Source organism: Devosia sp., assembly GCF_014860165.1.
Taxonomy (GTDB): domain Bacteria; phylum Pseudomonadota; class Alphaproteobacteria; order Rhizobiales; family Devosiaceae; genus Devosia.
In genome coordinates this window covers 1-22,990 of the sequence record NZ_JACZKG010000062.1, presented here as the reverse complement: position 1 = coordinate 22,990, position 22,990 = coordinate 1, and the positions used below count along the sequence as shown (strand labels likewise).

29 protein-coding genes are annotated in these 22,990 nt (G+C 64.9%); 12 read left to right on the top strand and 17 right to left on the bottom strand.

Features of this window, described 5'->3' with window-relative positions; all coding sequences use genetic code 11:
• Positions 1-99 precede the first annotated feature (99 nt).
• Positions 100-600, top strand: a complete 501-nt coding sequence (locus tag IH615_RS14945) for a DUF2249 domain-containing protein (RefSeq protein ID WP_291362908.1) — start codon at positions 100-102, stop codon at positions 598-600.
• On the opposite strand, the gene IH615_RS14940 is transcribed toward IH615_RS14945, so the two are convergent.
• The 5 genes from IH615_RS14940 to IH615_RS14920 all read right to left on the bottom strand — a co-directional run bounded on the left by IH615_RS14940 (position 566) and on the right by IH615_RS14920 (position 3,482).
• Positions 566-1,630 (bottom strand): hypothetical protein, encoded by a 1,065-nt coding sequence (locus IH615_RS14940; RefSeq protein ID WP_291362906.1) that lies wholly within the window; start codon positions 1,628-1,630, stop codon positions 566-568. The genes IH615_RS14945 and IH615_RS14940 overlap by 35 nt on opposite strands.
• 7 nt (positions 1,631-1,637) lie before the next feature.
• The gene (locus IH615_RS14935) at positions 1,638-1,889 is read right to left on the bottom strand and encodes a DUF2249 domain-containing protein (protein WP_291362904.1); all 252 of its coding nucleotides are present in this window, start codon (positions 1,887-1,889) and stop codon (positions 1,638-1,640) included.
• On the bottom strand, positions 1,889-2,218 hold the full coding sequence (locus IH615_RS14930) for a metal-sulfur cluster assembly factor (protein WP_291362882.1): 330 nt from the start codon (positions 2,216-2,218) through the stop codon (positions 1,889-1,891). The genes IH615_RS14935 and IH615_RS14930 overlap by 1 nt, the downstream gene beginning before the upstream one ends.
• A gap of 114 nt (positions 2,219-2,332) precedes the next feature.
• Positions 2,333-2,998 (bottom strand): NnrU family protein, encoded by a 666-nt coding sequence (locus IH615_RS14925; protein ID WP_291362880.1) that lies wholly within the window; start codon positions 2,996-2,998, stop codon positions 2,333-2,335.
• A 46-nt stretch (positions 2,999-3,044) separates the two neighbouring features.
• Entirely contained in the window at positions 3,045-3,482 is a 438-nt protein-coding gene (locus IH615_RS14920; RefSeq protein ID WP_291363089.1) for a pseudoazurin, read from the bottom strand.
• Between the two features lie 225 nt (positions 3,483-3,707).
• Here IH615_RS14920 and nirK point away from each other — a divergent pair, with 225 nt between their 5' ends.
• From nirK to IH615_RS14905, 3 genes are read left to right on the top strand one after another with little or no spacing between them, the layout of a single operon-like run.
• Positions 3,708-4,853: a copper-containing nitrite reductase gene (gene nirK / locus IH615_RS14915; RefSeq protein WP_291362878.1), complete on the top strand. Its 1,146-nt coding sequence runs from the start codon at positions 3,708-3,710 to the stop codon at positions 4,851-4,853.
• Positions 4,854-4,909: 56 nt separating this feature from the next.
• Complete coding sequence (locus tag IH615_RS14910; protein WP_291362876.1) at positions 4,910-5,785, top strand: SUMF1/EgtB/PvdO family nonheme iron enzyme; 876 nt, start codon at positions 4,910-4,912, stop codon at positions 5,783-5,785.
• A 25-nt stretch (positions 5,786-5,810) separates the two neighbouring features.
• Positions 5,811-6,662, top strand: a complete 852-nt coding sequence (locus IH615_RS14905) for a DUF6544 family protein (protein WP_291362874.1) — start codon at positions 5,811-5,813, stop codon at positions 6,660-6,662.
• A gap of 35 nt (positions 6,663-6,697) precedes the next feature.
• On the opposite strand, the gene IH615_RS14900 is transcribed toward IH615_RS14905, so the two are convergent.
• From IH615_RS14900 to IH615_RS14880, 5 genes are read right to left on the bottom strand one after another with little or no spacing between them, the layout of a single operon-like run.
• Positions 6,698-7,108 (bottom strand): YbaN family protein, encoded by a 411-nt coding sequence (locus IH615_RS14900; RefSeq protein WP_291362872.1) that lies wholly within the window; start codon positions 7,106-7,108, stop codon positions 6,698-6,700.
• Complete coding sequence (locus tag IH615_RS14895; protein WP_291362871.1) at positions 7,105-7,443, bottom strand: hypothetical protein; 339 nt, start codon at positions 7,441-7,443, stop codon at positions 7,105-7,107. The genes IH615_RS14900 and IH615_RS14895 overlap by 4 nt, the downstream gene beginning before the upstream one ends.
• 8 nt (positions 7,444-7,451) lie before the next feature.
• Positions 7,452-8,354 carry a U32 family peptidase gene (locus IH615_RS14890; RefSeq protein WP_291362869.1) on the bottom strand — a complete coding sequence of 301 codons (903 nt, stop codon included), beginning with the start codon at positions 8,352-8,354 and terminating at the stop codon, positions 7,452-7,454.
• On the bottom strand, positions 8,351-9,328 hold the full coding sequence (locus tag IH615_RS14885) for a peptidase U32 family protein (protein ID WP_291362867.1): 978 nt from the start codon (positions 9,326-9,328) through the stop codon (positions 8,351-8,353). The genes IH615_RS14890 and IH615_RS14885 overlap by 4 nt, the downstream gene beginning before the upstream one ends.
• Positions 9,328-9,798, bottom strand: coding sequence for an SCP2 sterol-binding domain-containing protein (locus IH615_RS14880; protein WP_291363087.1), 471 nt, complete (start codon positions 9,796-9,798; stop codon positions 9,328-9,330). Before IH615_RS14880 ends, IH615_RS14885 begins: the two co-directional genes overlap by 1 nt.
• Positions 9,799-9,925: 127 nt before the next feature.
• Between IH615_RS14880 and IH615_RS14875 the strand changes: the two genes are divergently transcribed.
• Positions 9,926-11,437 carry a UbiD family decarboxylase gene (locus IH615_RS14875; protein ID WP_291363085.1) on the top strand — a complete coding sequence of 504 codons (1,512 nt, stop codon included), beginning with the start codon at positions 9,926-9,928 and terminating at the stop codon, positions 11,435-11,437.
• Entirely contained in the window at positions 11,434-12,009 is a 576-nt protein-coding gene (locus tag IH615_RS14870; RefSeq protein WP_291362865.1) for a UbiX family flavin prenyltransferase, read from the top strand. Before IH615_RS14875 ends, IH615_RS14870 begins: the two co-directional genes overlap by 4 nt.
• Before the next feature lie 5 nt (positions 12,010-12,014).
• Here IH615_RS14870 and IH615_RS14865 read toward each other — a convergent pair whose 3' ends face one another.
• From IH615_RS14865 to IH615_RS14850, 4 genes are all read right to left on the bottom strand, one after another.
• Complete coding sequence (locus IH615_RS14865) at positions 12,015-13,238, bottom strand: NnrS family protein (RefSeq protein ID WP_291362863.1); 1,224 nt, start codon at positions 13,236-13,238, stop codon at positions 12,015-12,017.
• A 134-nt stretch (positions 13,239-13,372) separates the two neighbouring features.
• Complete coding sequence (locus tag IH615_RS14860; protein WP_291362861.1) at positions 13,373-14,014, bottom strand: helix-turn-helix domain-containing protein; 642 nt, start codon at positions 14,012-14,014, stop codon at positions 13,373-13,375.
• Between the two features lie 132 nt (positions 14,015-14,146).
• A complete protein-coding gene (gene fixJ / locus IH615_RS14855; protein ID WP_291362859.1) occupies positions 14,147-14,770 on the bottom strand; it encodes a response regulator FixJ in 624 nt (207 codons plus the stop codon).
• Positions 14,757-16,199 (bottom strand): PAS domain-containing sensor histidine kinase, encoded by a 1,443-nt coding sequence (locus IH615_RS14850; RefSeq protein ID WP_291362857.1) that lies wholly within the window; start codon positions 16,197-16,199, stop codon positions 14,757-14,759. The genes fixJ and IH615_RS14850 overlap by 14 nt, the downstream gene beginning before the upstream one ends.
• Before the next feature lie 112 nt (positions 16,200-16,311).
• Between IH615_RS14850 and IH615_RS14845 the strand changes: the two genes are divergently transcribed.
• Entirely contained in the window at positions 16,312-17,022 is a 711-nt protein-coding gene (locus IH615_RS14845) for a Crp/Fnr family transcriptional regulator (RefSeq protein WP_291363083.1), read from the top strand.
• Here IH615_RS14845 and IH615_RS14840 read toward each other — a convergent pair.
• From IH615_RS14840 to IH615_RS14830, 3 genes are all read right to left on the bottom strand, one after another.
• Positions 16,988-17,218 carry a DUF1858 domain-containing protein gene (locus IH615_RS14840; RefSeq protein WP_291362855.1) on the bottom strand — a complete coding sequence of 77 codons (231 nt, stop codon included), beginning with the start codon at positions 17,216-17,218 and terminating at the stop codon, positions 16,988-16,990. The genes IH615_RS14845 and IH615_RS14840 overlap by 35 nt on opposite strands.
• A 92-nt stretch (positions 17,219-17,310) precedes the next feature.
• Entirely contained in the window at positions 17,311-18,003 is a 693-nt protein-coding gene (locus tag IH615_RS14835; RefSeq protein ID WP_291362853.1) for a sulfite exporter TauE/SafE family protein, read from the bottom strand.
• A complete protein-coding gene (locus tag IH615_RS14830) occupies positions 18,000-18,452 on the bottom strand; it encodes a hemerythrin domain-containing protein (RefSeq protein WP_291362851.1) in 453 nt (150 codons plus the stop codon). The genes IH615_RS14835 and IH615_RS14830 overlap by 4 nt, the downstream gene beginning before the upstream one ends.
• 166 nt (positions 18,453-18,618) lie before the next feature.
• On the opposite strand from IH615_RS14830, the gene ccoN reads away from it, so the two are divergent.
• From ccoN to ccoG, 5 genes are all read left to right on the top strand, one after another.
• Positions 18,619-20,202 carry a cytochrome-c oxidase, cbb3-type subunit I gene (ccoN, locus tag IH615_RS14825; RefSeq protein ID WP_291363081.1) on the top strand — a complete coding sequence of 528 codons (1,584 nt, stop codon included), beginning with the start codon at positions 18,619-18,621 and terminating at the stop codon, positions 20,200-20,202.
• 12 nt (positions 20,203-20,214) lie between these two features.
• A complete protein-coding gene (gene ccoO / locus IH615_RS14820; protein ID WP_291362849.1) occupies positions 20,215-20,946 on the top strand; it encodes a cytochrome-c oxidase, cbb3-type subunit II in 732 nt (243 codons plus the stop codon).
• A 9-nt stretch (positions 20,947-20,955) separates the two neighbouring features.
• A complete protein-coding gene (locus tag IH615_RS14815; protein WP_291362847.1) occupies positions 20,956-21,120 on the top strand; it encodes a cbb3-type cytochrome c oxidase subunit 3 in 165 nt (54 codons plus the stop codon).
• Positions 21,117-22,007: a cytochrome-c oxidase, cbb3-type subunit III gene (ccoP, locus tag IH615_RS14810; protein WP_291362845.1), complete on the top strand. Its 891-nt coding sequence runs from the start codon at positions 21,117-21,119 to the stop codon at positions 22,005-22,007. The genes IH615_RS14815 and ccoP overlap by 4 nt, the downstream gene beginning before the upstream one ends.
• A 130-nt stretch (positions 22,008-22,137) precedes the next feature.
• On the top strand, positions 22,138-22,990 hold an 853-nt coding region (gene ccoG / locus IH615_RS14805; RefSeq protein WP_291362843.1), incomplete at its 3' end, for a cytochrome c oxidase accessory protein CcoG.

Here is a 22,990-nt window from a genome sequence, read left to right as displayed (position 1 = left end):
GCGGCCCATTCCGATGGTGCAGGCACCTCGGGAACTGACTAAGCTCACTGGACAGGCCGGGCCGCGATGCGGTGGCCGCTGGCATCGTGAAGGCCATGCATGACCCCTAGAGTACTGGACATAGCCGACATTCCCCATGCCAGGGGCGAACCGTTTACCAGCATCATGGCCGCGATCGACGCGCTGGCGCCGCGCCAGTCGCTGTTGCTGATAGCGCCCTTCAAGCCTGAGCCCTTGCTCCGGCTCCTCGACGGCCGTGGCTTCGACAACGCGGCCACCTCTCTGCCCGACGGGACCTGGCAGGTCCTGTTCACGCCGCGGCAACAGTCCGAACCGGAGGTGTACCCGGCCGATCCGTTGACCTGGCCCAGGCCTGCAGCGCTGCTCGACCTGAGCGGCACCGCGCCTGACGAGGCCGCGGGCGCGATTGTGACGGCGCTGGAGGGATTGGCGCCGGGCCAGGTGCTGTTCGCGCTGCTGTCGAGCGAACCGGCAGACCTGACTGCCCGGCTCATCGACCTGGGGCATGCCTGCTTCGGGCGTTGGCAGGAAGAGAGCTATCGCATCATGGTGCTGAGCGGCGGCGCGCACGCGCCCTGACGCCAATGCCAAGCGCCGCGAAACCGGCAAGCGCCACGACTGTCAGCAATCCGGAAGGCCAGCGCCAGTCGGGGACGAACCAGTCGGCGATAATGCGCCAGCCCATCGCCAGTTGCAGCAAAGCGAGCGGCGCGAACATCCAAGGCGTATAGCCGATCCTGACATTGGCCACAGCTGGCAGGATGATCAGGGCATGTCCCAGGATCATCGACATGGCAAAGCCTATGGTGATTGCATGGATCAATGCATCCACCCCGGCGGCCGTTGGGATCACGCCGAAGGCGAGCAAACCGGCCACTGCTAGCCAACCATGCCCGCAGAGAATCGCCGCAGCCATGAACCTGGTCTGGCCCCGCATCCTGATGGTGTGACGCGCGATGTCGTGGCGCCAGAGCCAGGCGGCCATGGCCAGCAGTCCGGCCGCGAAGCTCATCATGGCCCAGCTATTGTCCAATCCGCCGACGCAGCCCAGCAGCAGCGTTGCCGATGCGGCGAAAAAGACAGCCACCGCCAAGGGGCTCTGTCCCATCAATCGGCTGAGCTCCAGCCGCTCACCGGATATCGTCAGCACCAGATAGGCGAGCCACCAGGGCAGGGCGCTGGCGATCGCGCCGTCCTCTACCAGGACCTGGACCGCGGCCAGCAATAGCGCACCGGCGCCAAGCAGCAGCGCGATGTTGAACGCAGTAGGCTGCAACCGCAGGACGTAGCTGGACATGCCGACGAATATCAGCGCCGCGATGACATAGGCGAAAAAGCCCATGCCTGGCGGCAGGCCGGCCAGCAGCCCCGCCGTGGCCAGCATCGAGATTATGGGTCCGCTGAACCAGAGGGGACTGCGCAGGGCCACGGCTCGCTCGAGTGGCACCAGGGTGCCGAAGACGCCCTGCATCATGACCAGGCCGTGGAGTTCGGTGGGTCCCGTCCAATAGGGCAGCGGCACGCCGATCCGCACCAGTCCGCCATAGAGTCCTGCCACTGCCAGCGTGGCAGTGGCAGCTAGTAGCGACCTGGGAACCAGGCTGCCCATGGACCGGTCAAGCCGCCGTACGCGTGACGCGAACCTGCCAGACTTCCGGGCCCTGCTGTTCGTACACCCAGTCGAACGTGCCCGGATATTCGGCGGCGAACTGATAGTGCAGGGGCTTGGGGTCGTGGTCGTTGACGATGATGAAGGCTTCGCCGGCATTGAGATTATGGAAGGCGGTGAAGATCATCGGGTGGCGCATGCGTGGTGCGATCACGCGCACATCGATGATGGTTTCGCCGGCCTGGCAGTCGCTGCACATCAGGAGTTTCCTTTGGGCTGTCGGCCGAGCGCGCGGCGCCCGGCATCGTTGATGAAGTCCGGGTTCCAGGGCGGATCCCAGACCAGTTCGATGTTCACCGTGACGGCCGCCGGAAAATCCGAAGCCACCTGATCGCGGACCTCCTCGATGACCAGCCTGCCCATCGGGCAGGCGCGACTCGTCAACGTCATCTGGACGTCGATGTGCCGGTCCCGCTCCTGGGCGAGATAAACCAGTCCCAGATCCACGATATTGATGCCGATCTCAGGGTCGAGCACCCGCGCAAGGCTGGGCTGCAACGACGGGGCGATGCTCGGTTCAAAGGTCATGCGACCCCTCCGGGTGAACGGTGTCTGGATAGCCCATGCGCGGGCCTGCGTTCTTTGCGGCAGCGCAACGATGCGCCCGCTGACGAGCCGGTCAGATGGCCGGCACGCCGATGATCAGCCCGTGCAGCAGGGCCATGGTATTGGCGACAAGCAGCCCCAACAGCGCGAGCAGGGCTTCGCGCCGTGTTGGCCAGTGCACGGCGCCGGGCCGCGAAAACGGGACGAGCGGTCTGGCTGAGTCAGTTCCATCCATCGGGCCTCGCCCAGCTGTCGTGCCGACCGCCGATCCATCAGCACCATGCCGCCCAGGCAGAGCACCAGCAGGATGCCAAACAGCAGCACATGCGCCAGGTCACCATTGGGCGCCAGGTGGGCGGCCGCCCACAGCGCCAAAGCCCACAGGACTGGATGGCGCGTTATGCCCAGAATGCTCGATGAAGCCGAACGGGAGTCCTGCCGGTCGAGCGAAAGCGATAGTGGATTGGCGGTGAACAGGCCAATCGTTCCCATCGCAAAAGCCAGGGGAACGAGTATCTGGGGGACGACACGCTGCCAATCCTGCACCGGCCAGAGTTCGATATAGGGAGCCTCTCCCGCTGACCGGAACAGCCAGCCCAGCAGCAGCAGGGACATGACCGAATAGAGGATGAGATAGGCCCGCTCGCCCACGATCCCGACCAGCCGCCGTCTTATGGGCGGCCGCGCCGGGATCGCATGCGAAGCGAGAAAGGCGGCCAGCGAACCGGTGAACGGGGCCCACGACTGGAGATTTTCAATCATCGCCGTCATCATAAGCCGAGTCGTGCATCAATTCGCTCGTCAGAGGCTAGAGACCTGCTTCGACCAGAGCGGCTTCGAAACGTTCCTTGGCCTTGCCGGGCAACTTGGCTTCCCGGACGGCGTCGATATTGGTAGGCGCGCCGACGACGACGGCGGCAACCATGCCCATGCCGAAATGGGGTGCGCACTTGATGCCATAAACGCCTTCAGTGGTGAAGGTGACGACGACTTCCTTGCCCATGGCGCCCTTGAAGGCCTCGGCGCCTTCCGGCATCGCATCCTTGATCGATTCGGCGTTGTGGCCCTTGTCGGTCGGCAGGAAGGTTACTGTGTCGCCAGGGGCAACCTGGACCAGCGCAGGTTCGAACACCATAGCGCCGGCTTCACCCTTGTTGAGCATGTGAACTTCGAAATTGGCCGCATAAGCGGGGACGGGTGCCGCCATGAGCAGCGCAACGAAGGTTGCTTTGACGAACGTGTTCATTTTCTTCTCCTGGATCGAGATGCGATCCGTTCGCGTCTCTTGCCGGCCTTTTCTATCAGGTCCAGCCATCTTTCTTTGACGCGGGTCAAATTCGGCCGAAATGTCGCAGCTGCCGACGAAATAAAACTCCGCCGAAATTTGAGCCGCGTCAAAGATAGAGGTCGCACAGTCAACTATTCCAGCATCGACCGGTCCAAACAGCGGCCGGATTTCTGGAGAGCACAAATGGAAGACCATGACGACATCAACCTCGGACGCCGCAACCTGATGGCCGGCGTCGCGCTAGCAGGTGTTTTCGGCACCGTGCTTGCGTCGGTGCCTGCCAGCGCGGAGGACGCCGGTGTCGTCACCGGCCCGGCGCCCGATCTGAGCACCCTGCCGCGCGTCAAGGTGGATTTGGTGGCGCCTCCCGGCGTCCACGCGCATGATCAGATTGCCGTCGGCGGCCCCAAGGTCGTCGAGTTCACGCTCACCATCGAAGAAAAGCCCCTGGTGATCGACGATCTGGGCACCACTGTCCATGCGATGACTTTCAATGGCTCGGTTCCGGGCCCGCTGATGGTGGTTCACGAGGGCGATTACGTCGAACTGACGCTGATCAACCCCGACACCAACATGCTGCAGCACAATATCGACTTCCACTCGGCCACCGGTGCCCTTGGCGGTGGCGGCCTGACGCTGGTCAATCCCGGCGAGCAGGTGAAGCTGCGGTTCAAGGCGACGCGCCCCGGCACGTTCGTTTATCACTGCGCGCCCGGGGGTCCGATGATCCCGTGGCACGTCGTGTCGGGCATGAATGGCGCCATCATGGTGCTGCCGCGCGATGGCCTGAACGATGGCCACGGCAAGCCGCTGCACTATGACCGCATCTTCTACATCGGCGAGCAGGATTTCTACATTCCCAAGGATGCCGACGGCAACTTCAAGACCTACGAGTCGGCCGGTGACGCCTATTCGGACATGCTTGAAGTGATGAAGACCCTGACGCCGACGCACGAAGTGTTCAACGGTGCGGCAGGTGCCCTCACCGGCGAAAATGCCATGACGGCCAATGTCGGCGAGACCATACTGGTCGTTCACAGCCAGGCCAACCGCGACACCCGCCCGCACCTGATCGGCGGCCATGGCGACTATGTCTGGAACACCGGCAAGTTCCGCAATGCGCCCGAAGTCGATCTCGAAACCTGGCACATCCCCGGCGGCGCGGCAGGCGCCATGCTCTACACCTTCCTCCAGCCGGGGATCTACGCCTACGTCAACCACAACCTCATCGAGGCCGTCGAACTGGGCGCCACTGCCCACTTCAAGGTCGAGGGCGAGTGGAACGACGACCTGATGACGCAGGTTCAGGCTCCTAGCCCGATCGCTTGAACCACGTCTGCGGCCCGCCCCCAGGTGGGCCGCTTTCCTCATTGGGGTATAGCGACATGACTGCCCGGCCCGTCGAAAATCTGACCCTTGCCGACCTGTTGCTCCCGGCGAGCCTGCTCGTCGGGCTGAGCATCTTCTCGCTGATGCAGATGGACATCCTGTCCCTCAAGCCGGCCGAGGCCTATCGGGGACCCCAGACCATAGTGGTCGCACCCCACGCCTATGAGTATCGGCTGCCGGGCGACTTCCAGATGGATGGAGTTCCGGTCAATGGGACGCTGCAGCAGGCCGAGGCCGGTCCGATCGAGGTCATGCTGCACCAGGTCACGCTGGCGGACTACCACGAATGCGTCTCGCGCGGCGCCTGCGACGCGGCGGAACCCGTTATCCGCTCGGCGCGCGCCGACGTCCCCGTCACTGGCGTCAGCTTCGATGACGCAATGGACTACGCGCAGTGGCTGTCGGAGCGGACAGGCGACACCTGGCGGCTCCCCACCGTGGCGGAGTGGATATTCATTGCCGGCGACCGGGCGGTCGACCATGCCGTGGACGCGGTGACCGATGCCGACAACCCAGCCGAACGCTGGATCGCAACCTACGAGCAGGAGGCGAGCCGCGCCGTGCCGGCCGATGCGAGGCCGCAGCCGAGCGGCTTCTTCGGCGCCAACGACATGGGCGTGATGGACATTGCCGGCAATGTCTGGGAATGGACCGCCACCTGCGCCAATCGCACCACGCTCGCTCCCGACGGGTCGACCGCCAGCGTGGTCGAAAGCTGCGGCATCCGCTATCTCGAGGGCAGGCACCTCACGCCCATGAGCGTCTTCGTTCGGGACTCGCGCAGTGGCGGTTGCTCGATCGGAGCCGCACCCGATAATCTGGGCTTCAGGCTGGTCCGGGAACCGCGTTCGTGGCTACGCCTGCCGTTCTAGGGCTGCCTCACGGGAGATGCGCCCCATGTTGCTGAAAGCCGCAACTGTCGTTGCCGTCATCGCGCTGGTCGCGGTTGGCTACTTCCTCTGGTCCCACCGACGCGCAATCGACGAGGCCGAAAGCGCCTGGGCGACCATCGCCGCCGCCGCCCAGCAGCAGGCCGGCGCCGCCGTGTTCGACCCGGCGATGGTGGCTGACCTGCCCGAAGTGGCCCAGCGATATTTCCTCCATGCCATAGCGCCCGGTACGCCGCTCAGGACCACCGTCACGCTGCGCATGGAAGGCCAGTTTCTCCTCGGCGACCGGGACAGCAATCAGCCCTACGCAATGGTGGCCCGCCAGATCCTGGCGCCGCCCGACGCATTCGTCTGGTTACCGGTGATGCGCTCAGGCGTGCTGACGATCACCGGTTCGGATGGCTCGCTCGACGGCAAGGCGTGGATGCAGTTCTGGATCAATTCGCTGGTTCCCGTCGTCAACGCGCAATCGACCCCCGATCTGGTCCGTTCGGCCCAGTTCCGCTCGGCCATGGAGAGTATCTGGGTGCCCGCCGCCTTGCTGCCGCGCGACGGCATTGCCTGGCAGGCCGGCGGCGCCGACAAGGCCATCGTCACCATCAGCACATTCGAGAACCCCATCGTCCTCGAACTGACCCTGGACGAGACGGGCGCCCTAACCGAAGTGGTGGGGCTGCGCTGGAGCGATGCCAACCCGGAAAAGACCTTCAGGCTCCAGCCCTTCGGCGGCACCATCGAAGCGGAGGGGTCGTTCGAGGGCTATACCATCCCCACAATGGTCAAGGTGGGCAACCTGTTCGGGACCGACGGCTTCCTGCCTTTCTTCCAGGCCGAGATCGTCGAGGCGAAGTATCTGTGAGCCCATGCAGGGCGGGGGCAGGGCTGCGGAATCAATCACCTAGGCCGGCGTGGCGCGGTCGACCCGCCCGCTCCCGCCGGGTGCGGGCGGCTGACGATGAAGACCGCGCAGGCCACAAGCACCGCCGCCAGGGCCAGCCGTCCCGCCATGGGCATCTCGCCCTGCAGCCAGACGACGCCAAAGCCGAGCGCCATCATCGTCACGGCCAGAACCTTCGCAGCCGGGCTGATGGCGCCTTGCTGGCGCCAGGCCCGCAAGGGCGGGCCGAGGCGAGGATGGCCTTCCAGCCAGCGTGCCAGGCGCGGCGACGAATGCGAATAGCAGCCTGCGGCCAGCAGCAGGAACGGTGTCGTGGGCATCACGGGGAGCATAATCCCCACAACGCCCATGCCCAGAAACAGCGATCCGGCGCCCAGGAGCAACCAGTTGCGCAGGCGCCCTCTCATATCATCTGCGTCCTGATGCTGCGCAGCGCCTCGGCGCCCCGTTGCGCCTGTTGCGCAATATCGTCGAACAGGTTGGCCAGTTCGGGGAAGACGGACCGATCGCCTTCGCTCCAGCTGATCTCCTCGAGATCGGCGAGCAGGTCTAGCAGGGCCGCAATGGCGGTCCGCTGCTGTCGGGCCTCCAGCAGATGGTGCCGGTCGAGCCGCTGCTGCTCCTGGTCCATGAACCGCTGCAGCGCATCCCCAACCTTCGAGCGGCAGTGGCAGTCGAGCGCCGCCGTGTCTATCAGGGTCCGGATGCGCCTCACCATCCGGGCGGAATCTGCGCCGCTCACCGCCGGCCTCATGCTGCCACCCAGTCCATTCCCGGCGCGCCGTGGATGAACCCGTTGGACAGGGCCGCAGCCGGGTAGATCGCCCGGAGCATGTCGGTGCCCTCAGCGCCGCCGAGGCGGCCGTCGCGCACCCCGGCGAACACACCGGCTACTGCAAGCATGTCGCAATCCTGCGGCGACAGCCGGATATGGGTGATGCCGATGCGGGCAAGCGTATCGAGATCGCCGATCAGCGCCTGGCAATGGCGCGACATGGTCTGTACGCCATTGATGGTCAGGAACGCTTGCTCGTCGAGGGTATCGACGTCGAGGCCATCGGGGTCCTCGCCGCAGACAAACTGGCAATTGTCCTTGGTGTGGCCCTTGGCGCGTGCATGGGCGCAGCGTGCCGAGATCGCCAGGGGCAACCGGCCGAATGCGACGAGCTCATAGTCGATTGCGGGTGCCGCTGCGGTGATACGGGCGATCGACTGTGCCGGAAGCTCCGCCCCCAGGCAGATGCGCCGGGCGCCTTGCCGCGCCAGCAACTCGGCGGTCGGACCGTTATAGACATTGACGAAGGGCCCGATGTGATGCGGCCGGCCGGCCAGCATGGCGAGCGCCGCGAGGTCATTGGCCTCGACCAGTCGCTCGGACTGGGTGACCTGCCGTGTCAGCTGCCGCTCGCGCTCGAGGGTGACGAGAGCCAGCGTGGCGAGCGCCACTTCCTTGCCGGCGGCTTCGAGCCGCTCGATTACTTCGTCCAAGAAGGGGCGGATGAAGTGTTCGCGCTTCGAGCACACCACCTCTCCCAGCGTCACGGCATCGACGACCGGCGAATCGGCCACGCCGAAATAGAAGTCCCGCCACTTGGTCCCCTCCCAGAGATAGGGGACGGGACCCATGGTTATGCGCAAGGCTTGCTCGTTCATCGCCACTTCTTCTCATAGGCGCCGGTGGTCGTGCGCTGCCCTTCACTGAGCAGGCGCAGGCCCTCGACATGTTGCGCACGGTCTGCAGGCGCAGAGTTCAGCGCGTCCTTGAGGCGCCGAACGACTTCGGCAACATAGGCCTTGCCGCGCTGCCGTCCCTCGATCTTGAGCGCCGTCACGCCCGCATCCGCCAGCGCTTCGATATGGTTCATTACATCCAGGCTCACCGGGTCCTCGAAGGCGTAGCCGTCATCCTCCGCGATGTGGAAGCGGCCCTTGCACAGGGTCGGGTAACCCGCGGGTTCGCCGGGCCCGAACCGGTTGATGGTGAAGCCGGCCAGTTCGGACACCATGTCCTCGCCATCCTCGCGGTAGCGGACGTGACTGGCCGGGGAGCAGACGCCATGCATGTTGGGCGATTGCCCCGTGACATAGGACGACAGGCTGCACCGGCCCTCGGCCATGACGCAAAGGCCGCCAAAAGCAAACACTTCCAGCTCGCAGTTCACATTGCGGGCGATCGCGGCGATCTCGGGGATCGTCAGCACCCGCGGCAGCACCAGCCGCCTGGCGCCGAAGGACGATACGAGGAAGTTGATGGCGTCCACATTGGAGGCCGACGCCTGCACCGATACATGCAGCCTTTGCTCGGGATAGCGCTCCGCCACATGCGCCATCAGCGCCATGTCGGCAACGATCAATGCCTCGGCGCCAGCCGCCACGGCGTCCCCCGCGGCGCGGTACCACAGGTCTTCGTCGCCGGCGCGCATGAAAGTGTTGAGGGCGACATAGGTCCCGACGCCTCTTGCTCGGCCATAGGCGACCGCTTCAACGAGTTCCGGCGTCGAGAAGTTGAGGCCGGGAAAGTTCCTGGCATTGGTGTCGTTGCGGAAGCCGCAATAGATGGCGTCCGCGCCCGCGTCTGCGGCTTCGCGATAGGCGGCCGGCGTCCCAGCCGGGCAGATCAGCTCCATCACGCAATCCCCGCCAGAGCATGCTCGCGCACACGCTGCGCCAGCTGCCGGAATACCGGCGCGAACGGCCCGGCGGCCGGGGCCAGGTCCGTGGGAAGGTCGAAGCCGCAATCGTCGAGGGCGTTGCGTAGCGCCAGCATGGCTTCCATGTCACCCGTCAGGGTCAGGCTGCGCGAAAAGAAGACGGCGTCACCATCCAGCCGGCCCTCGAGCAGCGCGAGCAGGGTAACCATGGGTCCGGCGGCCGCGGCATCGACCGTGGGTGTCGCCTTCTTGCGATAGACCTTGATGCGCTTTCGCTGGGGCTCGATGACGAAGCTCAGGTCGAGATCGGCCGGGGTGAAGCGATATCGCTTGCCGGCATGCGTCCCCAGCCGGTCGAACAATTGGGGATGCTGCTTGATGGCCTGCTGAAAGACCAGGTCCGCGACGCGCTGCACCACCGTCAGCGGCACGCGATCGAGAACCATTGTGAGCCGGCGGGGGAGTATCATGGATGTTTCCTCGTCTGAGCCAGCCACCAACTATCGCAGTGGACCGCCCCGCGCTTTGCTCCAGGTCAAAGAGGAAACCAGGTTCGGCGGTTATTACGAGCGCATGTCTATCCCCGGCTTGCCTCCGCTCGCGCACCCGACATCACCCGACCTGCATGCCTTTCTCGACCTGCTCGAGAAGCGCGGGCAATTGCGGCGCGTCGCCGAACCCATATCGGTCCAGCATGAGGTAACCGAACTGCATCGGCGGGTCCTTGCAGCTGAAGGCCCGGCCCTGTTGCTGGAGCATCCTGTGCTGCCCGATGGCCGTCGCGCCGCCATGCCGATGCTGGTCAACCTGTTCGGCACGGTGGAACGCGTGGCGACCGGCCTGGGACTTGCGCCAGCTGCGTTGCCTGATCTCGGCGAGGCGCTGGCGGCCATGCGCTCGCCCAAGCCGCCACGCGACCTCAAGTCGGCTTGGGCGCAGCGCAACATGCTCCGCGCCGCGCTCGACATGCGCCCTCGAAATGCGCGCCGCGCCGCGTGTCAGCAGCATATCGACCGCGGCGAGGCGGTGGATCTGGGCGCGCTGCCCATCCAATGGTGCTGGCCCGACGAGCCGGGACCGCTGATCACCTGGCCGCTGGTCATCACGCGCGCGCCTGATGACCCCGATGACATCAATGTCGGCATCTATCGTATGCAGGTGCTCGGACCTCGGCGAACCATCGTGCGCTGGCTCCCCAGTCGCGGCGGCGCCCGCCACCATCGGCTCTGGCAGGCGCGCGGGCAGGACATGCCGATCGCCATCGCCCTGGGGGCCGACCCCGCCACCATCCTGGCAGCCGTTATGCCCTTGCCCGACGGCATGAACGAGCTGGCCTTTGCCGGCGTGCTGCGGCGCCGGCCGACCGAGCTGGCGCAGGGCATCACCGTGCCGCTGCCCATCCCGGCTTCGGCCGAAATCGTGCTGGAAGGCCGGGTCTCGGCGACCGAGACCGCGCCGGAGGGACCCTTTGGCGACCACACCGGCTATTACAACGGCGTCGAGCCGTTTCCCGTGGTGACTCTGGACGCGATGACCCGCCGCCACGACGCGATTCTGCTGTCCACCTATACCGGGCGCCCACCCGATGAGCCCTCCCGCCTGGGGGAGGCACTGAACGAGCTGTTTATCCCCCTGGCGCGCCAGCAGTTCCCCGAGATCGTCGACCTCTGGCTCCCGCCTGAGGCCTGCTCCTATCGGGCGATGGTCGTCTCCATCGACAAGCGCTATCCCGGTCAGGCGCGGCGGGTGATGATGGGGCTGTGGTCCATGTTGCCGCAATTCAGCATGACCAAGCTGATCATCGCCGTCGATCCCGATATCGGCGTACGCAGCTGGAGCGACGTGCTTTGGGCGCTCAGCACCCGCTTCGATGCACCGCGCGACCTCGTCGTGGTGGCCGACACGCCCATCGACTACCTCGATTTCGCCTCGGCGCGCCCGGGCCTTGGCGGCAAGCTCGGGCTCGACGCCACCACCAAGATCGGCGCCGAGACCGACCGGGAATGGGGACTGCCCCTGTCCATGAGTCCCGACGTGGTCGCGCGGGTCGACGCGCTGTGGCCCAGTCTGGGGCTGGAAGGATGAGCAAGGTCGTCGTCGCCATCACCGGCGCCTCCGGGGCCGCCATCGGTATCCGCGTGTTCGAACGCCTGCTGGCCAGGCCGGACACGGCGCCACAGCTGATCGTTTCGCCCTCGGCGCGGCGCACCATCGCTCACGAGGTGGGCCCGGCGGCCCTCGAACGTCTGTTGCTGACGGGCGCTACCCTCCATGAACATGATGATATCGGCGCCACCCTGGCCAGCGGCTCCTATCCGACCGCCGGCATGATCGTGGCGCCGTGTTCCATGCGGACCCTGGCCGCCATAGCCGCGGGCCTCGCCGATAACCTCATCGTCCGGGCCGCGGATGTGCATCTCAAGGAACGTCGGCGGCTCGTGCTGGTGGCCAGGGAAGCGCCGCTGCATCTAGGGCACCTGCGCAACATGGTGGCGGTGACCGAAATGGGGGCCATCGTGATGCCACCGGTACCCGCCTTCTACCATCGGCCGCAGACCGTCGCCGACATCGTCGATCATCTCGCCAGTCGCGCCATCGATCTGCTCGCGCTGCCGGGTCCGCGCGAGGCCCTCGCCTGGGACGGCGGCGAAGCCTGAACCTGTCAGAACGAACCGCGGGGCGAGGGGAGCTCCTTGCGCCTGGTCAGCAGGACCGGGCCATATTCGGCCACGAAGAGCAGCATGGCCGCAATCCACGCTGCGCCGGCCAGGGAGACGATCTCGGAGTGAAAATCCGGGAGGAGGGCGGTGATCGGACGGAGCGCTCCCGCCGCGATCATCGCCGCATAGCTCGCAAGGGTCAGGCCCGAGGCCCGCAGCTCCAGCCCGGTATGGCCACGCGTGGCCCTCGTCATGACAGCCAGCGTCATGGCGCCAAGGCAGCCGACGGTGGCGACATGCAATGCGGCAATCGGTTCGAGCCAGCCGAACGCCGCCGCCCCAAACGACAGGAAGCTCAGGACGACGAACCCGTAGGCAAGGTGAAGCACCAGCACCAGGCCCTCCGCCACCGTCATCCAGCCGCGCCAGCGCGCCAGCCTGATGGCATGCAACACGGCCGCCGCGACGCAGGCCACGCCCGTCGCCCACCCCTGGGGGTCGGCAATCCACAGCGCCAGTGCGCCGAGCGCGGTTACCAGCGCCACGATATCGAAACGACCATATGGGCTCGGCAACGTGGTGATCCCGCGCTTTCTCAGCCAGTTGCGGGTAAAGCTGGGGAGGATGCGGCCGCCGATGATCATGATGAGCATCATATAGGCGGCAATGGCCACCCGCGACGGCAGCGCAATGTCGCCCCAGACTGCATTGCCATAGTGGAAGAACGCATTGCCCGAGGCCAGCGCGAACAGGGCCGCCAGCACCTTGAGGTCCTTCCATTTCTTCCCCGCGACGATTTCGCGTGCGCAGATCAGGAACAGGACCGGCAGGAATGAACTGTCGACGACCAGCGATGCCGTTTCGCCCAGGGCCGAGGGCCAGAGCAGCGCCAGTCGCCCGGCCGCCCAGAGCGCGAACAGCGCCAGCAGCGGTTGTCCGGATACCGGCAGACGCCCCGTCCAGTTTGGGATTGCCGTGAGCAGGAACCCCGCCAGGGCGGCGCTGGTATAGCCGAAGAGCATCTCATGGGCATGCCAGGCGCTGCCCGATGCCCCGCCCAGCCCGAGGCCGAGGGAGACCTCCAGGATCCATAGCACCATCGACATGGCGCCCCAGACCGTCGCCGCGAGGAAGAACGGTCGGAACCCATATGAGAGGATGACCGGCCCGGTCCGTGCCAGGCCCCTGGGCACCGGTTCGCGCTTCTGTAGTTCCACCTGGGTCATGATCACGGCTCCTGCATATGCGCTCGGTGATCATCGCAACGGGCGCCGTGGTCGTTGCGCCAGGTCAAGCAGGCGGCCATGTGCAAGAAATCTTGCGGCAGGCTTGGGCGGTTGCCCGGGCGAGATTGCAGACCTCAGCCCCGCAGATATTCGAGCTCTTCGAAGTCCACCAGCTCGATCTGCTTGACATGCGGGATACGGATCGTCCCCGAGCAGCGCAGTTTGGTGAGGATCCGGCTGACCGTTTCGAAGGACAGACCGAGGTAATCGGCAATGTCGCAGCGCTGCATCGACAGGTCGACGAACCGGTCCGACGCCTGCCGCGCCGCCAGGTCCAGCAGGAAGGCGGCGACCTTTTCGGTGCCGTTCTGGCGCCCCAGCACCATCAGGTGCTCCTGGGCCCGCGTCAGGCCCTGCAGGGCTATCCGAAGCATGGATTCGTTGAACCGGTCCCCATCGCTGGGCCGGAGCACGCGAATGCCGGTGCTGTCGACGCTTTCGGCATAGAAGTGGCGCTGTTCGTCGGCTTCGAGGCCGAAGATCTCGCCGGCGAAGTAGAAGGCGCTGATCTGGCGACGACCGTCGGAAGAGACGCGGCACAGCCGGACGGTACCAAACTCAACCAGATAGAGCTGGCCACTCGGATCGCCCTGGCCGTAGATCGTGGTCCCGGCATTGTACAGCGACACGGGGCTCGGCTGCGAGAAGGCCAGGATGCCGTTGGCGTCCACTCCGTGGTCCGTCGAATAAGCGCGAAACTTGGTCTGGATCAGCATGTTGTGGCCCCGTTGAATGTGAGCATCAACTTGCCACCCGACCTTGGATCGCGAAATTCCGGCGTGCCTCTTAGGGACTCTACTTAGCGGTCGTCCGACGCTGGGTCCTGTCGATCCGGCGAAGGCGCAGAACTATGACGCCGGTTTCCAGTCCACGCTGAGCACCATGCGCACCAGTTCGGACAGGCTCCCCGCATTCATCTTGCCCATCAGGCCCGCGCGATAGACCTCGACGGTTCTCGAGCTCAGGCCGAGTTCATAGGCGATGACCTTGTTGGGTAGCCCCTCGACGACACCCTTGAGCACCTGAGTCTCGCGCTCGCTCAGCGATGCCAGACGGGTCAGGACCGCCTGCGTGGCGGCACTGTCGCGGGTTCGCAATGCCGCCTCCTGCACGGCATGCTCGATTGCGGCGATAAGAACATCGTCGCTGAATGGCTTCTCGATGAAGTCGAAGGCGCCGTTCTTCATGGCCTCGACGGCCATCTGCACGTCGCCATGCCCGGAAATGACGATGGCGGGCAGCATCGCATCCATCTGGCGCAGCCGGCGCAGCAACTCGACGCCGTCCATGTCAGGCATTCTCAAGTCGGTGATCAGGCAGCCGTTGCGAATGCTGGGAGCGATCTCGGCAAAGGCCGATGCCGATTCGTGGACCCGCACGGCGAAGCCGCTGGTTCCCAGGAGAAAGGCGAGCGAGTTCCTGACGACTTCTTCGTCGTCGACAATGTGCACCACGATATCAGGGCTGCTCATCGAGACTCTCCATCACCAGGGGTAGTGTGAAAACGAATTCGGTGCCGCCCGAGCCGCTGCGCCGTACCGAGATTTCGCCGCCATGCGCCTCGATGATGCGCTTGGATATCGAAAGCCCGACGCCCATGCCACCATGCTTGCTGGTAGTAAAGGGCTGGAACAGCCTCGGCGCAATCTCTTCCGCGATGCCCGGGCCGGTGTCGGAAACCGAGATGGCGACCATGTCGTCATCGGCCCTGGCGACACGAACCTCCAGCGCCTTGACCGGGCTGTCGCGCATGGCTTCTACGGCGTTCCGCAGCAGATTGATCAGCACCTGCTGGATCTGCACGCGATCAGCGAGCACGGGCCCGACATCGTCCTGATAGATGAAGGTGGACTTCACGCCGCGTTCGCGCGAGCCCACCAATGCCAGCGCGCCAGCCTCCTCGACCAGTTGCTTGACGTCATGCGGCCGCTTCTCAGTGTCCCCACGGGTGACGAATTCCCGCAGGTGCCGGATGATGTCGCCGGCGCGCAGGGCCTGCTGGGCCGTGCGGTCGAGGGCATCGCGCAGCATGGCGGCGTTGTGATCCTCCAGTTTGGCGATAAGCCGCTTGCAGCCCTGCACATAGTTGGCGATCGCCGACAGCGGCTGGTTCAACTCATGCGCCAATGTGCTCGCCATCTCGCCCAGCTCGTTCAGCCGCGCGAGGCGGGCCAGCTCGGTCTGCGCGATCTGCAACTGGGCGGCGTGCTCCTCCCGTTCGGTGAGATCGCGGATGAAGCCGGTAAAATAGCGGCGGTCCCCCGATCTGGTTTCGCCGACCGCAAGCTTCATCGGGAAGGTGGAGCCATCCTTCCTCAAGCCGACAACGACACGATCAATGCCGATGATTCGCTTTTCGCCCGTGCTGAGATAGCGGTGCAGATAGCCGTCATGCTGCTCCTTGTAGGGCGAAGGCATGAGCATGCTGATATTCTTGCCGGCAACTTCGTTGGGCTGGTAGCCGAACTGGCGCACCGCCGCCACGTTGAAGGATTCGATGCGCCCCTTCACGTCGATAACGATCGTCGCGTCCGGCACCGTGTCGAGAATCGATTGCAGATGCGCCTGCTGCTGGATGACGGTGCGTCCGCTGGTGATGGACCGCTCTCGTTCGCGCCGCCATGCGTCCCCCAACCATGAGAACATCACGCCGACCAGCAACAGCAGGACCAGATTGACGACCGCCGCCACCAGGCTCGTGCTCTGATGAGCGAAGAGGTAGGCCAGGGGCAGGGACGCCACGGTGACGATCAGCCCCGGAATGGCGCCGCCCAGAACCACCGCAGCGAGGATGGCGGGCATGAACAGGAGCCCGGCAGCGGAGGGCCCGAGCAGGTCGTTCAGTAGGAGCCTGAGCACGAAGCCCGCGGCCAGTGCGCAGGCCGCGACAGCAAGGGCCACCCAGTGCGGGGGATATCGTGTGGGTGACGAGGGTGGCATCGGTGATGGTGAATTGAGCACGACTTCGATACTATCTGGGCGCAATGGACTTGGCGACAGCGGCGGGAGCGCAATGAACACCGGATTCGATCGGACCTCCACACGGTCCTTCGAGATATTCTCCGCACTGTCGGACTCCCAATTCGATAACGTTATCGCGACAGCGGCGCATCGCCACGTCAAGGCGGGCGAGGCGGTGTTCGAGCAGGGCGGGGAGGCGAAGTCTTTTTTCGTCCTGGTCTCTGGCCGGCTGAGAGTGACCCAGGTTACGGCCGAAGGCCAGCAGGTCATTGTGCGCATCGTGGTGCCAGGTGATCTTTTCGGCATCGCCAAGGCCCTGCAGCGAAACGATTATCCCGGTACGGCTACCGCCCTGGTCGATAGTGCGCTCCTGGCGTGGCCAACGGCGCGATGGTCCGGTTTCATGGCTGCCTATCCTTCAATGGCCGTCGGCGCCATGCAGACGATGGGTGACCGGCTGCAGGAGGCACATTCCCGGCTGCGAGAGATGGCGACAGAGGAAGTGGAGCGGCGTGTCGCGCACACGGTGTTGCGGCTGGGCAATCAGTCCGGGCGCAAGGAAGCGGCGGGCGTACGGATTGATTTCCCGGTCAGCAAACAGGACATTGCCGAACTCTCCGGAACCACGCTGCACACTGTGTCACGCATATTGACGGCGTGGGAGGCAGCGGGTCTCGTCCAGGGGGGACGGCAGAAGTTGCTGCTCAAGAATCCCCATCGGCTGCTGCTTATCGGCGACGGCCTGGTGCCTGGCCTGCTCTAGCCTCCCGCTGGACGACCTCCAGCAGTTCCGCGGCGTCCAGCTGATGCTCCATCGCGGCGTCGGCAAGGGTGTGGAACGGTCCGATGGGACAGCCCACGCAATGCATGCGGCGCGCGATGAAGGCCGAGGCAGTCCGGGGCCAGCGGTCCATGATTTCCTTGACGCTCAGGTCTTCCAGTCCGGATCGATCGTCCATCTGCAACTCCCTGCATGCAGCATGGCGCAGGTGGGCAGCGTCGTCTTTGTCGGCGGGCAAATAGGGGGGGACGCGGCGGTGCAGACGCCGAATCAACCTGAAATGCAGAGCGGACTGCCCGGAACGGTCAGCAGCAGGGCCAGAATGCCTCCCGCGATCATCAACCCGCCAGCGGTTCTGCGCCCCGGGCGGCGCTTCATCGAGCGAGCCCCGACCAGCGCCAGCGTCGACAGGACCACCGCCGGCACGGTGCCCAGGCCAAAGGCCAGCATGAGGAGCATGCCGTCGGCGGCGTTCCCGGTCAGCAGCGAGTTGAAGAGCGCCGCGTAGACCATCGCGCAGGGCGTGATGCCCCAGACCAGGCCGGCCACGAGGGCAACTTCGATCCCGCCGCCGGACAATGTGCTCCGGACGCGTGCCAGTCGCTGCGCCATCGGCGCCAGGATTGGATCAGCCAGGGCCAGCGAGGGAACAAGGCCGGCCGTTGCCAACCCCAGCCAGATAACGGCGGCCCCGGCCGCCCATTGCAGCGCCAGATGGATGTTGACGGTATCGAGTCGCGTCTGCAGCCCGGCGCCAAAGACGCCAAAGGCGAGCCCCAGCAGGGCGTAGGAGGTGATCCGGCCGAACTGCATCGCGGCCAGGCGCGATGCCAGGTCCAGGCGCGATTGCCCGGTGCCCCCGAACAGCAGCAGGGAACAGCCCAGCGGCCCGCACATGCCCGCACAATGCAGGCTCGAGCCCAGCCCCAGCAGGAGGCCCCAGACGATCGGAGATGGGATCATTGGACTGGATCGGCCATCGCAGTGAGGATTTCGCGCTCCAGCGCGATCCGGCGGCGGCGTGATTCGAAAAATCCGCGCAGCATGTAGCCAAGCGCATCGGCCGACAGCGTATGGTGGCCGTTGCTGAGCTCCCGCAGCGTTTCCTGCAGCTCTTCGGCGTAGCTGAGATCCTCGGCGTTTTCGCGCAACAGGCGCTCGATCGTTGCCGTCAGGTCCAGCACGCGTCTGGGGCCCCGCTCAGCAAGGTCGAGGGCGAGGGCCTCATGCTCCACCTGCACCACGCGGGTCATCACGCGATGGATGGTGCCGGCAGCAGCCCTGCAAAGGGCCGGATCGACGCTGTTGGGCAGGGCATCGGCTATGCGCTCAAGCGTCTTGCACAGGCCGATCTGCTCATCATGGCCAAGGACGATCTCGCGGAGCGCCGACCCGTTCATGGTTTCCGGCATTTTCGATCTCCAGCGTCGGGTTTGGCCTCCGAATTTATTCACCCGCGATTTCATCACATTGACAAAAGTCAAAGTGCGCACCCCCGGCAGACGCTAATGCGAGATGCCGACCCGCCCATGGTTCGGCAGAACGGTATAAGGGGGCGACGTGAGATACAGGGGTTGGATGATTGGGTTGGGGGCAGGCACGCTCGCAGCCGCCATGCTGTCGGGGTTGGCTGTTGATGACCCCTTCCGGATCCACATGGGAATACTGAGCCTCGTCCTGGGGCTGGCGACGATCGTCGCCATGCGGCTGCCACAGCCGGCACATGTGGAGCTGGACACCGAATATATGGACGGCCCGGTGCGGATCGGCACGATCCTGACGGTGTTCTGGGGCATAATCGGCTTTACGGTCGGCGTTCTGGTTGCCACCCAGCTTGCCTATCCCCAGGTCAATTTCGAGCCTTGGCTCAATTTCGGCCGCCTGCGGCCGCTTCACACCAGCGCCGTCGTCTTTGCCTTTGGCGGCACTGCCCTGATGACCACCAGTTTCTACGTAGTGCAGCGCACCTCGCGGGCCCGGTTGTTCGGCGGCGATCTGGCCTGGTTCGTCTTCTGGGGCTATCAGCTCTTCATTCTTCTGGCCGCCACCGGCTACCTGCTGGGCATCACCCAGAGCCGCGAATATGCGGAGCCCGAATGGTATGTCGATATCTGGCTCACCGTCGTGTGGGTGGCCTATCTGGTGGTGTTCCTGGGCACGCTGCTCAAGCGCAAGGAGCCCCACATCTATGTGGCCAACTGGTTCTACCTTGCCTTCATCGTCACCGTGGCGATGCTCCACGTCGTCAACAATCTGGCAATGCCGGTCTCGCCCTTCGGGTCGCGCAGCTATTCGCTGTTCTCCGGTGTGCAGGATGCGCTGACGCAATGGTGGTACGGCCACAACGCCGTCGGTTTCTTCCTGACGGCCGGCTTCCTGGGCATGATGTATTATTACCTGCCCAAGCAGGCCGAGCGGCCGGTCTATTCCTACCGGCTGTCGATCATCCACTTCTGGGCGCTGATCTTCCTCTACATCTGGGCCGGCCCGCACCATCTGCACTACACGGCTCTGCCCGACTGGGCGCAGACCCTGGGCATGGTCTTCTCGGTCGTGCTGTGGATGCCCAGCTGGGGCGGCATGATCAACGGCTTGCTCACCCTCCGCGGCGCCTGGGACAAGATGCGCACCGACCCCATCATTCGCATGATGGTGATCGCGGTGGCCTTCTACGGCATGTCCACCTTCGAGGGCCCCGTCATGTCCATCAAGTCGGTGAACGGCCTCAGCCACTACACCGACTGGACCATCGGGCACGTGCATTCGGGCGCGCTCGGCTGGGTCGGCATGATCAGCTTCGGTGCGGTCTATTTCATGGTCCCGCGCCTGTGGGGACGTGAGCGCCTCTATTCGCTGCGCATGGTCAACTGGCACTTCTGGCTGGCGACACTTGGCATCGTCATCTACGCCGCCGTCATGTGGGTGGCCGGGATCATGCAGGGGCTGATGTGGCGCGAATACGATAGCCAGGGCTTCCTGGTCTATTCCTTCGCCGAAACCGTGGCCGCCATGCATCCCTACTACATCATGCGTGTGGCTGGTGGCCTGCTCTACCTGGCTGGCGCGCTCATCATGGCCTTCAACATCGCCATGACCATCGCCGGCAAGGTTCGCCTCGAAAAGGCGATGCCCGTCTCCCTCAAGCTTCAACCCGCGCAGTAAGGAGTCACCACCTTGTCCATTCTTGACAAGCACGGCGTCATAGAACGAAACGCCTCGCTGCTCCTGGTGGGTTCGCTCATCGTCGTCAGCATCGGCGGCATCGTCGAAATCGCACCGCTCTTCTACTTCCAGAACACCATCGAGAAGGTGGAGGGCATGCGGCCATACTCCCCGCTGGAGCTGGCAGGCCGCGACATCTATGTGCGTGAAGGCTGCTATGTGTGCCACAGCCAGATGATCCGTCCGTTCCGCGACGAAGTCGAACGCTACGGCCATTACTCGCTGGCGGCGGAGTCAATGTACGACCATCCGTTCCAGTGGGGCTCCAAGCGCACCGGCCCGGACCTGGCCCGCGTGGGCGGCCGCTACTCGAACGAGTGGCAGGTGCAGCACCTGACCGACCCGCGCTCCGTCGTGCCCGAGTCGATCATGCCCAGCTATTCCTTCCTGGCCAGGGCTACGCTCGATTTCGACACGATCGGGGGGATGCTGCAGGCCAACGCCAATGTGGGCGTGCCCTATACGCCTGAGATGATCCAATCCGCTGCCGCGGACCTGATCGCCCAGGCCACTCCGGACGCCGATTCCGGTGGCGTGCTCGAACGCTATCCCAAGGCCGTGGTCGGGGGCTTCGACGGCGACGCCATGCGCATCACCGAGATGGATGCGCTCGTCGCCTACCTCCAGGTGCTCGGCACCCTGGTGGATTTCAACACTTACGACGCTGCCGCGAACGCCAGGTAGGGGGAAGCAATGCATTACGACAGCTTGAGGCATTTCGCCGACTCCTGGGGGTTGGTCTACCTGTTCGCGATCTTCGCGATCGTGGGCATCTACATGTTGCGGCCAGGTGCCCGTGAGCGGGCCCGCGAAGCGGCCCTCATTCCTCTCAAGCATGAAGGGAAGGGCCCACTATGAGCGGAAACGACAAGACCGGACCGAGCGGCAAGGACGTCGACCAGGCCAGCGGCGTGGAGACGACGGGCCACGAATGGGATGGCATCAAGGAACTGAACAACCCGCTTCCACGCTGGTGGCTGTGGACGTTCTACGGCTGCATCGTGTGGGCCATCGGCTACACGGTGCTGTTCCCGGCCTGGCCATTGGTCTCCTCGGCGACGTCGGGCGTGCTGGGATATTCCAGCCGCACAGACCTCGCGAACACCATGGCTGCCGTCCAGGAAGCCAATAGCGGTGTAGTCTCGCGCATCGTCCAGGCTCCGGTGGCGGAGATTCTGGCCGATCCCGAACTGGCCCGCTTTGCCACGGCGGCTGGCGCCTCGGCCTACAAGGTCAACTGCTCCCAGTGCCACGGCACGGGCGCAGCTGGCGGGCCGGGCTACCCCAACCTCAATGACGACGCCTGGATATGGGGCGGTAGCATCGATGAGATCTACACCACCATCGCCCACGGCGTTCGCTCGCCGACCGACCCGGACACACGCTACAACATCATGCCGAATTTCGGTGCCGACCAACTGCTCGATGCACCATCGATCAAGCAGGTTGCGGCCTATGTCGCCGGGCTCTCCGGGCTCGACGCAACCGGCGGCGGCCCCGAAGGCGCGCAGCTTTTCGCCGACAATTGTGCAGCATGCCACGGCGAGGCTGGTGTCGGGATGCCCGAGATCGGCGGGCCCGATCTGACCGACAAGATATGGCTCTATGAAGGCTCGCTTGAATCGATCACCGCGCAGATCGAACGGCCGCGTCACGGCATGATGCCGGCCTGGTCGGAAAAGCTCGACGATGCCACCATCAAGGAACTCGCCGTGTACGTACACGGCCTGGGCGGCGGGCTGTAGTCACCTGCGGCCGGCATGCAAAAGCGGACGTGGTTGAAGGGGGCGTCGTGGCGCCCCCTTTCTTCTTATTGAGCTAGATCAAAGGCGGCGACGCCGTGAGGTCCCATAGTGCGACCATGAGGCCAGCAGCATGATTATCATCGACAATACCCAGGTGCCCGATTCCCACGATGTGGAGCCTGTCAATTCCGCCAATCGGCGGCAGCAGCAGCTCTACGCCCCGCGCCGCAAGATATTCCCCAAGCGCGTTCAAGGCAGCTTCCGCAAATTCAAGTGGATCGTCATGGCGATCACACTGGCAATCTATTACGCAGTACCGTGGATCCGCTGGGATCGTGGCCCATACGCGCCGGATCAGGGCGTGCTGCTCGACCTCGCCAACCGCCGCTTCTACTTCTTCTTCATCGAGATCTGGCCCCACGAATTCTACTACGTGGCTGGCCTCTTGGTCATGGCCGGGGTTGGGCTGTTTCTCATCACCTCGACGGTGGGGCGCGCCTGGTGTGGATATACGTGCCCGCAAACGGTGTGGGTCGACCTCTTCATGGGTATCGAGCGGGTGATCGAGGGCGATCGCAACGCCCGCATCAAGCTCGATCAAGCGCCCTGGTCACTGGAAAAAGTGGCCAAGCGCGTGCTCAAGCACGCGAGCTGGCTGCTGATCGGTGCCGCAACCGGCGGCGCCTGGATTTTCTATTTCGCCGACGCGCCGACGCTTCTGGCGGACCTGGTGTCGCTGCAGGCGCCTCTTGTGGCCTATCTCACCATCGCGCTCTTGACCGCGACCACCTACACCTTCGGCGGCCTGATGCGCGAGCAGGTCTGCACCTATATGTGCCCGTGGCCGCGCATCCAGGCCGCCATGCTGGACGAATACTCGCTGCCCGTCACCTACAATGACTGGCGTGGCGAGCCACGCGGCAAGCCGGTGAAAAAGGCTGCCCCCGACGCCAAGCCGGTAGGCGACTGCGTCGACTGCAAGG

Coding starts and splice junctions, on each gene's coding strand:
- IH615_RS14900 (WP_291362872.1), bottom strand. CDS start 7,108: ATGAGAGGGCGCCTGCGCAACTGGTTGCTCCTGGGCGCCGGATCGCTG.
- IH615_RS14920 (WP_291363089.1), bottom strand. CDS start 3,482: ATGAACACGTTCGTCAAAGCAACCTTCGTTGCGCTGCTCATGGCGGCA.
- IH615_RS14890 (WP_291362869.1), bottom strand. CDS start 8,354: ATGAACGAGCAAGCCTTGCGCATAACCATGGGTCCCGTCCCCTATCTC.
- ccoP (WP_291362845.1), top strand. CDS start 21,117: ATGAGCGGAAACGACAAGACCGGACCGAGCGGCAAGGACGTCGACCAG.
- nirK (WP_291362878.1), top strand. CDS start 3,708: ATGGAAGACCATGACGACATCAACCTCGGACGCCGCAACCTGATGGCC.
- IH615_RS14865 (WP_291362863.1), bottom strand. CDS start 13,238: ATGACCCAGGTGGAACTACAGAAGCGCGAACCGGTGCCCAGGGGCCTG.
- IH615_RS14880 (WP_291363087.1), bottom strand. CDS start 9,798: ATGGTTCTCGATCGCGTGCCGCTGACGGTGGTGCAGCGCGTCGCGGAC.
- IH615_RS14935 (WP_291362904.1), bottom strand. CDS start 1,889: ATGTGCAGCGACTGCCAGGCCGGCGAAACCATCATCGATGTGCGCGTG.
- IH615_RS14815 (WP_291362847.1), top strand. CDS start 20,956: ATGCATTACGACAGCTTGAGGCATTTCGCCGACTCCTGGGGGTTGGTC.
- IH615_RS14885 (WP_291362867.1), bottom strand. CDS start 9,328: ATGGAGCTGATCTGCCCGGCTGGGACGCCGGCCGCCTATCGCGAAGCC.
- IH615_RS14840 (WP_291362855.1), bottom strand. CDS start 17,218: ATGGACGATCGATCCGGACTGGAAGACCTGAGCGTCAAGGAAATCATG.
- IH615_RS14945 (WP_291362908.1), top strand. CDS start 100: ATGACCCCTAGAGTACTGGACATAGCCGACATTCCCCATGCCAGGGGC.
- IH615_RS14860 (WP_291362861.1), bottom strand. CDS start 14,014: ATGCTGATCCAGACCAAGTTTCGCGCTTATTCGACGGACCACGGAGTG.
- IH615_RS14835 (WP_291362853.1), bottom strand. CDS start 18,003: ATGATCCCATCTCCGATCGTCTGGGGCCTCCTGCTGGGGCTGGGCTCG.
- IH615_RS14875 (WP_291363085.1), top strand. CDS start 9,926: ATGTCTATCCCCGGCTTGCCTCCGCTCGCGCACCCGACATCACCCGAC.
- IH615_RS14905 (WP_291362874.1), top strand. CDS start 5,811: ATGTTGCTGAAAGCCGCAACTGTCGTTGCCGTCATCGCGCTGGTCGCG.
- IH615_RS14830 (WP_291362851.1), bottom strand. CDS start 18,452: ATGCCGGAAACCATGAACGGGTCGGCGCTCCGCGAGATCGTCCTTGGC.
- IH615_RS14870 (WP_291362865.1), top strand. CDS start 11,434: ATGAGCAAGGTCGTCGTCGCCATCACCGGCGCCTCCGGGGCCGCCATC.
- IH615_RS14910 (WP_291362876.1), top strand. CDS start 4,910: ATGACTGCCCGGCCCGTCGAAAATCTGACCCTTGCCGACCTGTTGCTC.
- IH615_RS14925 (WP_291362880.1), bottom strand. CDS start 2,998: ATGATTGAAAATCTCCAGTCGTGGGCCCCGTTCACCGGTTCGCTGGCC.
- IH615_RS14845 (WP_291363083.1), top strand. CDS start 16,312: ATGAACACCGGATTCGATCGGACCTCCACACGGTCCTTCGAGATATTC.
- ccoN (WP_291363081.1), top strand. CDS start 18,619: ATGATTGGGTTGGGGGCAGGCACGCTCGCAGCCGCCATGCTGTCGGGG.
- fixJ (WP_291362859.1), bottom strand. CDS start 14,770: ATGAGCAGCCCTGATATCGTGGTGCACATTGTCGACGACGAAGAAGTC.
- IH615_RS14930 (WP_291362882.1), bottom strand. CDS start 2,218: ATGACCTTTGAACCGAGCATCGCCCCGTCGTTGCAGCCCAGCCTTGCG.
- IH615_RS14940 (WP_291362906.1), bottom strand. CDS start 1,630: ATGGGCAGCCTGGTTCCCAGGTCGCTACTAGCTGCCACTGCCACGCTG.